General features: G+C 70.1%; 14 protein-coding genes. 5 read left to right on the forward strand and 9 right to left on the reverse strand.

The genetic code is table 11. The features are described from left to right. Positions 1–71: 71 nt before the first annotated feature. Both OG452_RS16590 and OG452_RS16595 read right to left on the reverse strand, forming a co-directional pair. A complete protein-coding gene (locus OG452_RS16590; RefSeq protein ID WP_327296373.1) occupies positions 72–1,028 on the reverse strand; it encodes a pirin family protein in 957 nt (318 codons plus the stop codon). Positions 1,029–1,221: 193 nt separating this feature from the next. Further along, positions 1,222–1,677: an SseB family protein gene (locus OG452_RS16595; RefSeq protein WP_327296374.1), complete on the reverse strand. Its 456-nt coding sequence runs from the start codon at positions 1,675–1,677 to the stop codon at positions 1,222–1,224. 165 nt (positions 1,678–1,842) lie between these two features. Between OG452_RS16595 and OG452_RS16600 the strand changes: the two genes are divergently transcribed. Next, positions 1,843–3,669, forward strand: a complete 1,827-nt coding sequence (locus tag OG452_RS16600) for an acyl-CoA dehydrogenase (RefSeq protein WP_327296375.1) — start codon at positions 1,843–1,845, stop codon at positions 3,667–3,669. Between the two features lie 17 nt (positions 3,670–3,686). Here the strand turns inward: OG452_RS16600 and OG452_RS16605 are convergent, their stop codons facing one another. Continuing rightward, complete coding sequence (locus tag OG452_RS16605) at positions 3,687–3,917, reverse strand: hypothetical protein (protein ID WP_327296376.1); 231 nt, start codon at positions 3,915–3,917, stop codon at positions 3,687–3,689. 185 nt (positions 3,918–4,102) lie between these two features. Between OG452_RS16605 and OG452_RS16610 the strand changes: the two genes are divergently transcribed. After that, entirely contained in the window at positions 4,103–5,407 is a 1,305-nt protein-coding gene (locus OG452_RS16610) for a M18 family aminopeptidase (protein WP_327296377.1), read from the forward strand. A 123-nt stretch (positions 5,408–5,530) separates the two neighbouring features. Beyond that, positions 5,531–5,752 carry a DUF6458 family protein gene (locus OG452_RS16615; protein WP_327296378.1) on the forward strand — a complete coding sequence of 74 codons (222 nt, stop codon included), beginning with the start codon at positions 5,531–5,533 and terminating at the stop codon, positions 5,750–5,752. A 122-nt stretch (positions 5,753–5,874) separates the two neighbouring features. Here OG452_RS16615 and OG452_RS16620 read toward each other — a convergent pair whose 3' ends face one another. Continuing rightward, positions 5,875–7,677, reverse strand: coding sequence for an NHL domain-containing thioredoxin family protein (locus OG452_RS16620; RefSeq protein WP_327296379.1), 1,803 nt, complete (start codon positions 7,675–7,677; stop codon positions 5,875–5,877). A 221-nt stretch (positions 7,678–7,898) separates the two neighbouring features. Between OG452_RS16620 and OG452_RS16625 the strand changes: the two genes are divergently transcribed. Continuing rightward, on the forward strand, positions 7,899–8,402 hold the full coding sequence (locus tag OG452_RS16625; protein WP_327296380.1) for an LURP-one-related/scramblase family protein: 504 nt from the start codon (positions 7,899–7,901) through the stop codon (positions 8,400–8,402). Between the two features lie 118 nt (positions 8,403–8,520). Here the strand turns inward: OG452_RS16625 and OG452_RS16630 are convergent, their stop codons facing one another. From OG452_RS16630 to OG452_RS16650, 5 genes are all read right to left on the reverse strand, one after another. Further along, positions 8,521–9,474: a hypothetical protein gene (locus tag OG452_RS16630; protein WP_327296381.1), complete on the reverse strand. Its 954-nt coding sequence runs from the start codon at positions 9,472–9,474 to the stop codon at positions 8,521–8,523. A 63-nt stretch (positions 9,475–9,537) separates the two neighbouring features. After that, positions 9,538–10,467, reverse strand: coding sequence for an ABC transporter ATP-binding protein (locus OG452_RS16635; protein WP_327296382.1), 930 nt, complete (start codon positions 10,465–10,467; stop codon positions 9,538–9,540). Then, positions 10,464–10,862, reverse strand: coding sequence for a GntR family transcriptional regulator (locus OG452_RS16640; RefSeq protein ID WP_327296383.1), 399 nt, complete (start codon positions 10,860–10,862; stop codon positions 10,464–10,466). Before OG452_RS16640 ends, OG452_RS16635 begins: the two co-directional genes overlap by 4 nt. 93 nt (positions 10,863–10,955) lie before the next feature. Further along, on the reverse strand, positions 10,956–11,603 hold the full coding sequence (locus tag OG452_RS16645) for a class I SAM-dependent DNA methyltransferase (RefSeq protein ID WP_327296384.1): 648 nt from the start codon (positions 11,601–11,603) through the stop codon (positions 10,956–10,958). A gap of 159 nt (positions 11,604–11,762) precedes the next feature. Then, positions 11,763–12,563 (reverse strand): carbon-nitrogen family hydrolase, encoded by an 801-nt coding sequence (locus OG452_RS16650; RefSeq protein ID WP_327296385.1) that lies wholly within the window; start codon positions 12,561–12,563, stop codon positions 11,763–11,765. A gap of 185 nt (positions 12,564–12,748) precedes the next feature. Between OG452_RS16650 and OG452_RS16655 the strand changes: the two genes are divergently transcribed. Continuing rightward, entirely contained in the window at positions 12,749–13,573 is an 825-nt protein-coding gene (locus tag OG452_RS16655; protein ID WP_327296386.1) for a maleylpyruvate isomerase family mycothiol-dependent enzyme, read from the forward strand. The last annotated feature ends 48 nt before the right edge of the window (positions 13,574–13,621 follow it).

Consider the following 13,621-nt stretch of genomic DNA (forward strand, 5'->3'; position numbering starts at 1 on the left):
GTTCGCCGCGGCCGGGCGGGTGGCGGGCTGTGGCCGGAGGAAAACTCCCCCGGCCACGACCCGGCCACGTGCTACATCCCGTGCACCGCAGGGACGGTCCCCAGCCGGCCGCGCTGGAAGTCCTCGAAGGCCTGCTTCAGCTCGGCCTCGCTGTTCATGACGAACGGTCCGTAGTGCGCCATCGGCTCCCGTATCGGACGCCCGCCCAGCAGGACGACCTCCAGGTCCGGGCTCTTCGCTTCCTGGGTCTCGTCCGCGCGGACGGTCAGCGAGGAGCCGGCGCCGAAGACCGCGGTCTGGCCGGTGTGGACCGGGCGGCGGTCCCTACCGACGGAGCCGCGCCCGGCCAGCACGTACGCCAGGCCGTTGAAGTCCTCGCGCCACGGCAGCGTGACCTCGGCGCCCGGCCGTACCGTCGCGTGGATCATCGTGATCGGGGTGTGGGTGATGCCGGGGCCGTCGTGGCCGTCCAGCTCGCCCGCGATGACCCGCAGCAGCGCACCGCCGTCGGCCGATGTGAGCAGCTGGACCTGCCCGCCGCCGATGTCCTGATAGCGCGGCGCCATCATCTTGTCGCTCGCCGGCAGGTTCACCCAGAGCTGGAGCCCGTGGAAGAGCCCGCCGCTCACGACCAGCGACTCCGGCGGCGCCTCGATGTGCAGCAGGCCGGAGCCCGCCGTCATCCACTGGGTGTCACCGTCGTTGATCGTGCCGCCGCCGCCGTTGGAGTCCTGGTGGACGAAGGTGCCGTCGATCAGGTACGTGACGGTCTCGAAGCCGCGGTGCGGATGCCAGGGTGTGCCCTTGGGCTCTCCCGGTGCGTACTCCACCTCACCCATCTGGTCCATCATGATGAACGGGTCGAGGTGCTGGTAGTTGATCCCGGCGAACGCGCGGCGTACCGGGAAACCCTCGCCCTCGAAGCCCCCCGGCGCGGTGGACACCGCGAGCACGGGACGCGGTACGGAGCCCTCCGGCGCGTGGACGCGCGGCAGGGTCAGCGGATTCTCGACGGTCACGGCAGGCATGGCGGCCCTCCTGGCAGGATGCTCGGCATTCAAAGTAGTTGAATGGTGAACATCTAGCAAGGCGCGCGCATTCCCGGAGCGGGCCTGACCCGCGGTTCCTCGTGTTTCAAGCCAGAGATTGTCCGGATCAGTCCGTGCCGGATCGGTCCGCGTACGACGCCTACGACGAGCCCTCAGCCGTACGTCCGCCGCATCAGCCGTACATCCGCCGCATCGCGAAGTCGACCATCTGCTCCACGGCCTTCGCGTCGAAGACCATCCGGTGCTCACCCTCCATGTCGAGGACGAAGCCGTACCCGGTGGGCAGCAGGTCGATCACCTCGGCGCCGGTGATCACGAAGTACTTGGACTCCTTGCCGGCGTACCTGCGGAGCTCCTTCAGCGAGGTGAACATCGGGATCACCGGCTGCTGGGTGTTGTGCAGGGCGAGGAACCCGGGGGTGTCGCCGCGCGGGCAGTAGACCTTCGACGTGGCGAAGATCTGCTGGAAGTCCTCGGCGGCCATCGAACCGGTGGTGAAGGCGCGCACGCCGTCGGCGAGCGAGGGCGGCGACGGCTCGGGGTACAGCGGCTGGTCACCGTAGCCGGGCTGCGGCGCGGCGTACTGCTGCTGGGCGCCCTGGTTCGGGTTCGAGTCGTAGCCGTACATGCGCGCAAGAGTACTGAGTAAAGGGGTCCCGCCGCAGGGGCGGTCTCGTCACACTTGCCCGATAGGGGTTGCATCTTATTACTGGCGGGTAGCATTATCGGAGCTACTTGCTGGTATTCGATACAGGTACGCGTTACAGGCACGCGTTACGAGAGGGCTGTCGCCATGGGGCACTACAAGTCGAATCTCCGCGACATCGAGTTCAACCTCTTCGAGGTCCTCGGCCGCGACAAGCAGTACGGCGCCGGGCCGTTCGCGGAGATGGACGTCGACACCGCGAAGAGCATCCTCGACGAGGTGGCCAGGCTCGCGGAGAACGAGCTCGCCGAGTCCTATGCCGACGCCGACCGCAACCCGCCGGTCTTCGACCCGGAGACCAACACGGCACCCGTGCCTGACACCTTCAAGAAGTCCTACCAGGCCTTCATGGAGTCCGAGTACTGGCGTCTCGGTCTGCCCGAGGAGATCGGCGGCACCACCGCGCCGCGCTCCCTGATCTGGGCGTACGCGGAGCTGCTGCTCGGCGCGAACCCGGCGATCTGGATGTACTCCTCCGGTCCGGCCTTCGCCGGGATCCTCTTCGAGGAGGGCACCGAGGAGCAGAAGAAGATCGCGGAGATCGCGGTCGAGAAGCAGTGGGGCTCCACGATGGTCCTCACCGAGCCGGACGCCGGCTCGGACGTGGGCGCCGGCCGGACGAAGGCCGTGCAGCAGGACGACGGCTCCTGGCACATCGAGGGCGTGAAGCGCTTCATCACCTCGGGCGAGCACGACATGTCGGACAACATCATCCATTACGTGCTGGCGCGGCCCGAGGGCGCGGGCCCCGGCACCAAGGGCCTCTCGCTGTTCATGGTGCCGAAGTTCGAGTTCGACTGGACCACCGGCGAGCTGGGCGAGCGCAACGGCGTGTACGCGACGAACGTCGAGCACAAGATGGGCCTCAAGGCGTCCAACACCTGCGAGATGACATTCGGCGACCGCCACCCGGCCAAGGGCTGGCTGATCGGTGACAAGCACGAGGGCATCCGCCAGATGTTCCGCATCATCGAGTTCGCCCGGATGATGGTCGGCACCAAGGCCATCGCGACGCTCTCGACCGGCTACCTGAACGCCCTGGAGTACGCCAAGGAGCGCGTGCAGGGCCCCGACCTCGCGCAGTTCATGGACAAGTCCGCGCCGAAGGTCACCATCACGCACCACCCCGACGTGCGCCGCTCGCTGATAACGCAGAAGGCGTACGCCGAGGGCATGCGCACCCTGGTCCTCTACACGGCGTCCGTCCAGGACGCGATCCAGGAGAAGGAGGCGGCGGGCGAGGACGCCAAGGCGCTGCACGGCCTCAACGACCTGCTGCTGCCGATCGTGAAGGGGTACGGCTCGGAGAAGTCGTACGAGCAGCTGGCCCAGTCGCTCCAGACCTTCGGCGGCTCCGGCTACCTCCAGGAGTACCCGGTCGAGCAGTACATCCGGGACGCCAAGATCGACACCCTCTACGAGGGCACGACGGCGATCCAGGGCCAGGACTTCTTCTTCCGGAAGATCGTCCGCGACCAGGGCGCCGCGCTGAACACCCTGTCCGAGGAGATCAAGAAGTTCCTCGCGGCCGGCCCCGGCGGCGAGGAGCTGACCGACGCCCGTGACCAGCTGGCCAAGGCCGCCGTGGACCTGGAGGCGATCGTCGGCGCGATGATCACCGACCTGACCTCGACCGGCGATGACGTCAAGAACATCTACAAGGTGGGGCTCAACACCACCCGCCTGCTGCTGGCTTCGGGCGATGTCGTCGTGGCGTACCTGCTGCTCAGGGGTGCGGCGGTGGCCGCCGAGAAGCTGCCGACCGCCTCCGCGAAGGATGTCGCGTTCTACCAGGGCAAGATAGCGGCCGCGAAGTTCTTCGCCGCCGACGTCCTGCCCGGCGTGAGTGCGGAGCGCGCCCTCGCCGAGACCGTGGACATCTCGCTGATGGAGCTGGACGAGGCTGCGTTCTAGCGGTTCCTGCCAAGCGGTTAGGGCTGAGCGGTTCTGGGCGGTTCCGGCCACTTCCAGGCACTGACGGCTACCTGCTCAGCGGCGGCGTGGTCCCCGGTCTCCGGGGTCACGCCGCCGTTGTGCGTTCTGGCGGGCGCCCTCTCCGGGCGCGTCGGCCTGCGGGAGCGGGCAGTTGCGGCGATCAGCACGTGCTGCAGGATCTCGCCCAGCAGCACGGGCTCCCTGGTGTCGGCAACGTATTCGACCATGAGCCGATGGTGGCATCCAGCACTGACATTGATACCCGTGAGCGGGCCCTGGTGGTCGTGGCTCCACCACTGACAACGCCGGAATCCATCCAGCATGTCCCACATGTCCCATGCGCCCACCGGCCCCGCGGCCCCGTTCCGTTCCGGCGGGCGGGGCCGCCGCCGCGATCGTTATGGTGGCTGCCATGAGCGCATCCGTCCGCTTCGACCGCGGCCACACCGACGACCTGATGTCCTTCCTCACGGCCAGCCCTTCGCCCTACCACGCCGTGGCGAACGCCGCCGGGCGGCTGGAGAAGGCGGGCTTCAGGCAGGTGTCGGAGACCGACGCCTGGGACACGTCCGCGGGCGGCAAATTCGTACTGCGGGGCGGCGCCATGATCGCCTGGTACGTGCCGGAGAACGCGTCCGCGCACACCCCGTTCCGGATCGTCGGCGCCCACACCGACTCCCCGAACCTGCGCGTGAAGCCCCTCCCGGACACCGGCAGCGACGGCTGGCGCCAGGTGGCCGTCGAGGTCTACGGCGGCACCCTGCTCAACACCTGGCTCGACCGGGACCTCGGCCTCGCCGGACGGCTCACCCTGCGCGACGGCAGCCACCGGCTGGTCGACGTGGACCGGGCGCTGCTGCGCGTACCGCAGCTCGCCATCCACCTGGACCGCTCGGTCCACACCGACGGGCTCAAGCTCGACAAGCAGCGCCACATGCAGCCGGTCTGGGGCCTCGGGGAGGTCCGCGAGGGCGACCTGATGCGGTTCGTCGCCGATGAGGCCGGGGTCGCGGCCGACGACGTGACCGGATGGGACCTCATGGTGAGCCCCGTCGAGGCGCCCTCCTACCTGGGTCGCGACCGGGAGCTGGTCGCGGGCCCCCGGATGGACAACCTGCTCTCCGTGCACGCCGCCACCGCCGCGCTGGCCGCCGTCGCTTCCGGATCCGGGTCCGGTGACTCCCTGACACACATCCCGGTGATGGCCGCCTTCGACCACGAGGAGAACGGCTCCCAGTCCGACACCGGCGCCGACGGGCCGCTGCTCGGCAGCGTCCTGGAGCGCTCCGTCATGGCACGCGGCGGTACGTACGAGGACCGGGCCCGCGCGTTCGCCGGGTCGGTCTGCCTCTCGTCCGACACCGGTCACGCCGTGCACCCCAACTACAGCGAGCGCCACGACCCGACGCACCACCCGCGCGCCAACGGCGGACCGATCCTCAAGGTCAACGTCAACATGCGGTACGCGACGGACGGCAGCGGGCGGGCGGTGTTCGCCACCGCGTGCGAGAAGGCGGGGGTGCCGATGCAGCACTTCGTGTCGAACAACTCCATGCCGTGCGGCACGACCATCGGCCCGATCACCGCGGCCCGGCACGGCATCAGCACCGTGGACATCGGCGTCGCGATCCTCTCCATGCACAGCGCGCGCGAGCTGTGCGGGGCCGACGACCCGTACCTGCTCGCCAACTCCCTGACGGCGTTCCTGGAGGGCTGAGCCCCGGCCCCCCGCCCCCACACCGAACTCCACCGCACCGGTGCCGCGTTGATTGGCCGTGCGGGTCCCGGGTACGCGCCCTGTACGGACCCAACAGCCACAACGACTTCGGAGGCGAACATCATGGGCCTTGGCGGCTGCATCATCCTTCTCGTCGTGGGGGGCATCCTCACCTTCGCAACCGACTGGCACATGAACGGCGTCAACCTGGACCTGGTCGGCATCATCATGATGCTCGTCGGCATCATCGGCATCGCGGTCTACACCAGCGTTCTGCGCCGTCGCCGCCCGACGATGCCCACCTCGACCACCGTCGTCGAGGACGACCACCACCACCTGGGCTGACGACCGGTCCACGCATCCCGCGGGCGAAGGAACCGGCGCGGGTGCCGTCCGCCACCGCACCGGCGCGCCCGGGGCGGGGCGGTTGCCGGCGGCCGGCCGGTCCAGCCCTGGATTTCGGCCGGTCAGCCGTCCATCCCCGCCAGCACCAGCGGCAGCCGGGCCGTCCCCTCGTCCGTCACACGGACGGGAACGCCCCAGTCCTGCTGATGCACATGGCAGGCCGGGTACGGGTTGGCCGGGTCGTCGTCGCAGGAGGCGGCCATCGCCGAGACATGGAGCACGCCCTCGGTGACATCGGGGTTCAGCGCCACGTCCCGGAAGAGGTCGGTACCGGCACCGTCCCCGTCGAGCAGCAGCTCGGGCGGGGTCGCGGATACCAGCAGCCGGGTGGACGGGCCGTACCGCAGGTCGAGCTTCTGCCCGGCGGGCGCCTGGAAGATCACGTCCACCCGGAGCGTGCCGGGCGCGACATCGGTGGCGGCCCGCTGCGTGCGGTGGGCGACGCTCTCCACCCGTACCGCCTCGTCCGGCAGCCGCAGCCGGGTCAGCCGGTGCCGCGCGGACTCCACCACGACGATGTCGTCCCCGGCGAGCACCGCGTCGCTCGGCTCCCGCAAATCCGTTGCCAGCGTGGTCACTTCACCGGTGGCGGGGTCGTAGCGGCGCAGCGCGTGGTTGTACGTGTCGGACACCGCGACCGAACCGTCGGGCAGCGCCGTCACGCCCAACGGGTGCTGGAGCAGGGCCTGTCCGGCGTCGCCGTCCCGGTGGCCGAAGTCGAAGAGCCCGGTGCCGACGGCGGTGTGCACCACGGCGCCCCCGGTGGAATCCCGGTCGATCCAGCGCAGCGCGGACGTCTCGGAGTCGGCGATCCACAGCCGTTCCCCGGCAGCCGAGAGGCCGGACGGCTGCGCGAACCACGCGTCGGCGGCCGGCCCGTCGACCAGCCCCTCGTTGGTGGTCCCGGCCGCCACCTCGACGGTGCCGCTCTCCAGGTCGTACGTCCACAGCTGGTGGACGCCCGCCATGGCGATCCACAGCCGCCCGCCGAACCAGGCCAGGTCCCAGGGCGAGGAGAGCGCCACACCGAGAGCGGGCCCACTGGTCGGCGACCCCTGCCACCACTGCTTCCCGGTACCCGCGACGAGCGCGATCTCGCCGGTCTCCGGGTCGTACGTGCGGATGGCGTGGTGGACGGTGTCGGCGACCGCGACCTTCCCGCCGGGCAGCAGCGCGAGCCCCTGCGGCTCGTTGAACACGCCCTGGCCGCCGATGCGCCGTACGACGGTCTCGCCGTCCGGCTCCAGCTCGACCAACTGGTGGCGGGTGGTGTCCGACACGAGCAGATTGCCGCTCGGCAGCGCGATCACCTTGCCGGGGAACCGCAGATCGGTGGCGACCGGCTCGGGCGCGACGTACGGACCGTCGCCGCGCCGCAGCGTGCCCTTGGCGGCGTGCTCGGCCTCCAGCTCGCCGACCAGCGCCTCGATGGCGTGCGCGTGCCCCTCACCGGCGTGCTGGGCGACGACGTACCCCTCGGGGTCGACCACCACGAGCGTCGGCCAGGCCCGGACGGCGTACTGCTTCCAGGTGGCTAGCTCGGGATCGTCGAGGACGGGGTGGTGCACCCCGTACCGCTCGACGGCGTCGACCACGGCCCGGTGCTCGGCCTCGTGCACGAACTTCGGGGAGTGCACCCCGATGATCACGACCGTGTCGCTGTGCCGCTGCTCCAGCTCGCGCAGCTCATCGAGGACGTGCAGGCAGTTGATGCAGCAGAAGGTCCAAAAATCCAGAAGGACGATGCGTCCCCGCAGGTCAGCGAGGGAGTACTGCTGCCCGCCCGTGTTGAGCCAGCCGCCCTTGCCGACCAGCTCGGGGGCGCGGACACGGGCGCGACGGGGTGCGGGAGTCACTTCGTTCATGCGGTCAAGGGTGCCACCTGCCCCCGTGTGACCTGCGGCAGCTGCGGGGAGGACTCCGGCACATCCGACGTGGACGACCTGGCGCCGCTGTGCGGCAAGGGCGTGACGGTGCTCATGGTCTGACAACCCCCCGGGTTCGCATGAGTTCGTCCGGCGGCCGGTCCGGTACGCCGGCCGCGGGGGGCTGCTCCCCAACTGGCCCGGGCGGTAACGTCACCCGCATGAAATTCCTGGTGCGTGACCGTATTTTCGACATCGGCGACGACTACTGGATCGAGGACGAGAACGGCCACAAGGCCTATCTCGTCGACGGCAAGGTGATGCGCATCCGCGACACCCTTGAGCTCAAGGACCTCGACGGGAATGTGCTGATCACGCTCAAGGAGAAGCTGATCGCGATCAGCGACACGATGACCCTGAAGCGGGACGGCGAGGAGCTGGCCACCGTCAGGAAGAAGAAGCTCACCCTGATGCACGACCACTACCGGGTGAAGCTGGTCGACGGCACCGAGCTGGAGGTCAGCGGGAACATCCTGGACCGCGAGTTCGCGGTCGAGTACGAGAACGAGCTGCTGGCCGACATCTCGAAGAAGTGGTTCAGCGTGCGTGACGCGTACGCCGTGAACGTGGTCCGTGAGGACTCCGACCCGGCGCTGATGATCGCCATCGCGGTCTCCGTGATCCACATGCACGAGAAGGAACACGAGAAGGAGCACGCGGGCTAGCGCCGAGGCACTGGAGCAGTCCGGTCGCCGGGACGGTCAGGCCGACTCGCCGGGAACCCCACCGGGTTCGGACGACGGCTCCTCAGCCGCGCTCAGGGGCCGGTGTCGGTGAGGGCGGTCAGACCGTACGCCGCTTCAGCGCCCAGAAGGCGACACCGACCGCGAGCGCGGTCAGGGCGAGGAGGACGCCGCACTCCGCCAGCTGGCGCGGCCAGAAGTCGGGGGACGGGAGGTAGGTACGGGTGAAGCCGGTCACGTCGTGCCGGGCGAGGCACTGCACCTTGTCGTAGCACTCGGGATCGGTGATCCGGGCGCCGGTGGAGGTGATCGCCCGGCTGTGTACGGAGAGTTCGGGCACCTGGTACGCGCGCTGGAACGGCCACAGACCATTGCGGACCGCCGTGACCGCGTACTGGACGACGGCGGCGGCGAGCATGGCGGGCAGGGTGCGGCGCACCAGCACTCCGCAGAGCGCGCCGAGGGCGAGCGCGAGGAGCGGGGCGACGACAGCGGCGGGGCCGATCGAGAAGTACAGCTGGCGGGGCTGGTAGCCGGCGACCAGCAGATTGCTGTGGGCGGACCACAGCAGCCGGTAGAGCAGGATGAGCGGACCGGTGCCCACGGTCAGGACGACGGCCGGTACGGCGAGTTTGGCGGCGAACCAGCGGGCCGGGGAGACCGACTGCGACCAGGCGAGCCTGGTGGTGCCGCTCTCCAGCTCGCGGGCGGTCAGCGGTCCGGCCGCGAAGAGGGCCACGCAGAAGGGCGCGAGGCTGATCAGGGTGGCCGGGTCGTAGAAGAAGCTGTCGTAGCCGGAGAAATAGGTCCGGGCCACCATGTCCTTCCACGCGGCCTGCTGCACACCGGCGTAGCCGAACTCGTCGAACAGCTTCTGTGTGGCGTCCGCGCCGGGACCGTACAGCCAGAGCAGCAGCCCTGCGGTGACGACCACGAAAGCGGCCCAGGACCACAGTGCTGTCCGGTGCAGGCGCACTTCGGCCCGGAACAGGTCGAGCCCCGAGGGGCGTAGCGAGGGTTTGGGGGCGTCCTTGTCCAAGGAAGCGGTGGTCATGAGGAGTCCTTGTGAGCGGCCGGGTGGTGCGGCGGGTGGGGGAATCGGAGTGGTGCGCAGCGGTCAGGCCACCGCCGTGGTGTCCCCGTCCATGTCCCCGGGGCGCATGTCCGGGGTGAGGAACGCCGGGGCCGACGGCGTACGGAGGTGGGCCAGCACCAGTTCTTCCAGGGTGGGTTCCTGTGGCTGCCAGGTGTCGGCGAGCGCGCCCCGGGGGCGGATCAGGGCGGTGAGGCCACGGCCGTTCGGATGGGACTCGATGACCGTGTGCGGGGCCAGGCCGGTACCGCGTCCGGTGACCACGGTATGCGCGGCGAGCAGCTCTTCGACTGAACCGCCCAGCCGGATGCGGCCGCTGTCCAGGAGCAGCAAGTGGCCGCAGGAGTAGGCGAGTTCGGAGATGATGTGTGAGGAGAGCAGGATGCTGGTGCCGTTCTCGGCGGCGTCGGCCAGCAGCAGGCCCATCAGCTGCCGGCGGGCCGGCGGGTCGAGGTCTGCCATCGGTTCGTCGAGCAGCAGCAGCTCGGGGCGTTTGCCCAGGGCGAGGGCGAGCGCCACCCGGGTGCGCTGACCGCCGGAGAGCCCGCGGATCCTGCGCTTCGGGTCGAGGTCGCCCTGTTCCACGATCCGGGCGGCGTAAGCGGCGTCCCAGCGGCCCGCGTTGAGGCGGGCGCCGATGGCGAGGGTGTCGGCGATGGAGAGATGCCCGTAGAGCGGCTGGTCCTGGTCCAGGTAGCCGACCCGGTCCCGGTGGGTGCCGGGTGCGGCGCCCAGTACGTTCACGGTGCCGGCGTCCGGCCGGATCAGACCAGCGGTGATCCGCAGGAGGGTTGACTTGCCCGCGCCGTTGGGGCCTGCCAGCGCGCAGACGCTGCCCGCCGGGACGCGGAAGGAGCAGTCCTCCAGAGCGAGGGCCGCCCGGCGGCCGCTCCCGTAGCGCTGAGTGAGCCCGGTCGCCTCTGTCGCAGCCGGGCCGCTGCTGGTGGTGCTCACTGATCCCCCTTCGGGAAGTGCTCGTCCAGTACGGAGGTCAGCAGCGCGGCGGCGCTCTCCCGGCCGAGGCCGGCGGCGCGGGCCCGCAGCGCCCAGCCGTCCAGCTCCGCCCGCAGCGGGGAGTCGTCGCCGGTGCTGTCGAGCGTCCTGAGGACGAACGTGCCCACGCCCCGCCGCGCCTCGACCAGGCCCGAGCGTTCCAGCTCCCGGTAGGCCTTGAGCACGGTGTTCGGGTTGATGGCCGTGGCCTCGACGACCTCTCGCGCCGTGGGGAGCTTGTCCCCCGGTTCGAGGAGGCCCATCCGCAGCGCCTGCTGGGTCTGCTGAACGATCTGGAGGTAGGTGGGGATGCCGCTGTGCCGGTCGATGCGGTACTCGACGTGGTGATCGGCCACCGGCGCACCCCTTTCACTAATTGACTAGTGAAACTTTGCACGGCGGCGCGGCACCCGTCAAGTCCGTGAAGGGCCCGCGGCTCCGCCGCCCGCTCAGCGCCCCCTGGTCGCCTGGAGATACGCCTGCGGCTGCTTCTCCGGCGAGTCCGGCTCCCGCAGCAGCTGGGCGCGTACGTCGAACCCGGCGTCGGCCAGCCACCCGGCGACCCGGTCCGGCGGCAGCCAGTGGACGTCGAGCGAGAGGTCATGGCCGTAGGCGTGGTCGAGGTGGCGGACTTCGTCACCGGCCTTGAAGGCGAGCAGCAGCCGGCCGCCCGGCACGAGCACCCGGCGGAACCCGGCGAACACCGAAGGCAGCAGCTCCGGCGGCAGATGGATGATCGAGTACCAGGCGACCAGGCCGCCGAGCGAGCCGTCCGCCAGGTCGAGTGCGGTCATCGACCCGACGTCGAACCGCAGGCCCGGATACGTCCGGCGGGCCACGTCGACCATTCCCGGCGAGAGATCGACGCCGAAGGCCTCCACCCCCAGCTCGTGCAGATGGGCCGTCACCCGGCCGGGGCCGCAGCCGATGTCGGCCACCGGGCCGCCGCCGTCCATGCGCACCTGGTCGGCGAAGGCGGCGAGCATGGCCCGGTCGTAGGGGCTGGAGGCGAGGTGGTCGCGGACGAGTTCGTCGTAGGGAACCGCGACGGTGTCGTAGGACGCGCGGATGGTACTCAGGCAGCTGGGTTCGGTCATCGCGTTACTTCCTGCTCCGTGCTTCGCGGTCGGGGGCGGGGGCCCGGGTGGCGTCGAAGGCACAGCCGTCGGCGGGCCGTGCCTGTGCCGTCGGCGGTCCACTGAAGGCAGGCACGGCTCAGCCATGGCCCCGGGCCACGGCCTGACCCGGCCGTGCTGTCAGCGAGCCGTACGCGGCGGGGCAAGACCCAGCCGCCGGTCCTTCAGCGCGGGGAACTGCTCGCGGGTCCTGGCGACGAGCTCCGGATCGAGTTCGACCGTCAGGACCTCCTCGTCCGGGCCCGCCTCGGCGAGCACCTCACCCCAGGGGTCGACCACGATGCTGTGGCCCGCCTGCTGCACGCCCGCGTGCGTACCGGCGGATCCGCAGGCCAGGACGTACGCCTGGTTCTCCACGGCGCGCGCCTGCGCGAGCAGCGTCCAGTGCGAGCGGCGCCGCTCCGGCCAGCCCGCGGGGACGGCCAGGAGACGGGCGCCCGCGTCGGTCAGACCGCGGAACAGCTCAGGGAAGCGGAGGTCGTAACAGGTGGCCAGGCCGAGCGTGGTCTCCGGCAGGTCCACCGTGACCAGTTCGTCGCCCGCTCCCATCAGGACCGCCTCGCCCTTGTCGAAGCCGAAGCGGTGGATCTTGCGGTAGACGGCGGCCCGTTCGCCCTCGGGCGTGAAGACCAGGGAGGTGTTGTAGAGGGCGCCTTCCGGATCCCGCTCCACGATCGAGCCGGCGTGCAGCCAGACCCCGGCGTCGCGGGCCGCCTTCCCCATCGCCTCGTGCGTGGGCCCTTCCAGCGGTTCGGCCTCGGCCGCGAAGGACTGGTACGCGAAGGCCCCCACGGGCCACAGTTCGGGCAGTACGACGAGATCCGCACCGGACTGTTCACGTACGAGATCCGCCACGCGCGAACGGCGTGAAACGGGCGATTCCGCAGGATTCACTGCGATCTGGAGGAGAGAGGCGCGCACAGTACCACCGTCCTGGCATTCGGGCCGTCAACGCGGGCCTACGATCGTCACACGAAAGCACTGCCGGGGTGCCACTGGGCAGCGTACTGTGCCTTCCGGGGGGATGCCCCCAGACCCCCAGCAGCGCCTCGAACACCAGCAGGTCTACGCCCGACGTACCGCAGAACACCGCTCCGAGGGGTCCCGTGACAGTCCATCCAAGCCTTCAGACCTATGCCGACGCCTGGACCCACTCCGTAGAAGCCATATCCGAGCTGGTGAAGCCGCTCGTCGAGGGCGAGTGGAACCGCGCGACGCCGTGCCCCAACTGGTCGGTGCGCGACATCATCTCCCACATCATCGGCATGGAGAACGAACAGCTCGGGGACCCCCGGCCGATCCACACCCTGCCGCGCGACCTCTTCCATGTGAAGACGGACCACCAGCGGTACATGGAGATGCAGGTCGACGTCCGGCGCCACCACACATCGCCGGAGATGACCGCGGACCTGGAGTACACGATCATCCGGCGCTCGCGGCAGCTGCGGAACGAGACCCGGCAGCCGGACCACATGGTCCGCGCGCCGCTCAGCGCGGAGCAGACGCTGGAACTGGCGCTGCGGATGCGCGCGTTCGACGTATGGGTGCATGAGCAGGATCTGCGCACCACTCTGGGCAAGCCCGGCAATCTGGACTCGCAGGGTGCCTATGTGGCCCGCGACGTCCTGGTGGAGGCGCTGCCGAAGGTCGTCGCGAAGGAGGCGGGCGCGCCGCCGAACAGTGCGGTCGTCTTCGACATCACCGGCGCCGTCGAGTTCATGCGGACGGTCCGGGTGGACGCGGATGGCCGGGGCCGGGTCGACGGCACACCCTCGCTGGGCCCCGCCGTGACGATCGCGATGGACTGGGAGACGTACTTCCGGCTGGCCTGCGGACGGGTGCGGCTCGCGTCGGTCTCGGACCAGATCAAAGCCGAGGGCGACCAGGAACTGGCCGCGGCGATCCTCCAGTCGTTCGCCGTGACGCCGTGATCCCGTAACGCTGTGACCCCGTAACGCCATGCCGCCGTAGAGACTTAC

The organism is Streptomyces sp. NBC_01197, from assembly GCF_036010505.1.
In the GTDB taxonomy this organism is placed as follows: domain Bacteria; phylum Actinomycetota; class Actinomycetes; order Streptomycetales; family Streptomycetaceae; genus Streptomyces.

What these genes read in the sequence shown, in the direction of transcription:
- OG452_RS16615 (WP_327296378.1), top strand. Translation starts at nt 5,531, where the DNA reads ATGGGCCTTGGCGGCTGCATCATCCTTCTCGTCGTGGGGGGCATCCTC.
- OG452_RS16620 (WP_327296379.1), bottom strand. Translation starts at nt 7,677, where the DNA reads ATGAACGAAGTGACTCCCGCACCCCGTCGCGCCCGTGTCCGCGCCCCC.
- OG452_RS16645 (WP_327296384.1), bottom strand. Translation starts at nt 11,603, where the DNA reads ATGACCGAACCCAGCTGCCTGAGTACCATCCGCGCGTCCTACGACACC.
- OG452_RS16595 (WP_327296374.1), bottom strand. Translation starts at nt 1,677, where the DNA reads ATGTACGGCTACGACTCGAACCCGAACCAGGGCGCCCAGCAGCAGTAC.
- OG452_RS16625 (WP_327296380.1), top strand. Translation starts at nt 7,899, where the DNA reads ATGAAATTCCTGGTGCGTGACCGTATTTTCGACATCGGCGACGACTAC.
- OG452_RS16590 (WP_327296373.1), bottom strand. Translation starts at nt 1,028, where the DNA reads ATGCCTGCCGTGACCGTCGAGAATCCGCTGACCCTGCCGCGCGTCCAC.
- OG452_RS16600 (WP_327296375.1), top strand. Translation starts at nt 1,843, where the DNA reads ATGGGGCACTACAAGTCGAATCTCCGCGACATCGAGTTCAACCTCTTC.
- OG452_RS16605 (WP_327296376.1), bottom strand. Translation starts at nt 3,917, where the DNA reads ATGGTCGAATACGTTGCCGACACCAGGGAGCCCGTGCTGCTGGGCGAG.
- OG452_RS16630 (WP_327296381.1), bottom strand. Translation starts at nt 9,474, where the DNA reads ATGACCACCGCTTCCTTGGACAAGGACGCCCCCAAACCCTCGCTACGC.
- OG452_RS16610 (WP_327296377.1), top strand. Translation starts at nt 4,103, where the DNA reads ATGAGCGCATCCGTCCGCTTCGACCGCGGCCACACCGACGACCTGATG.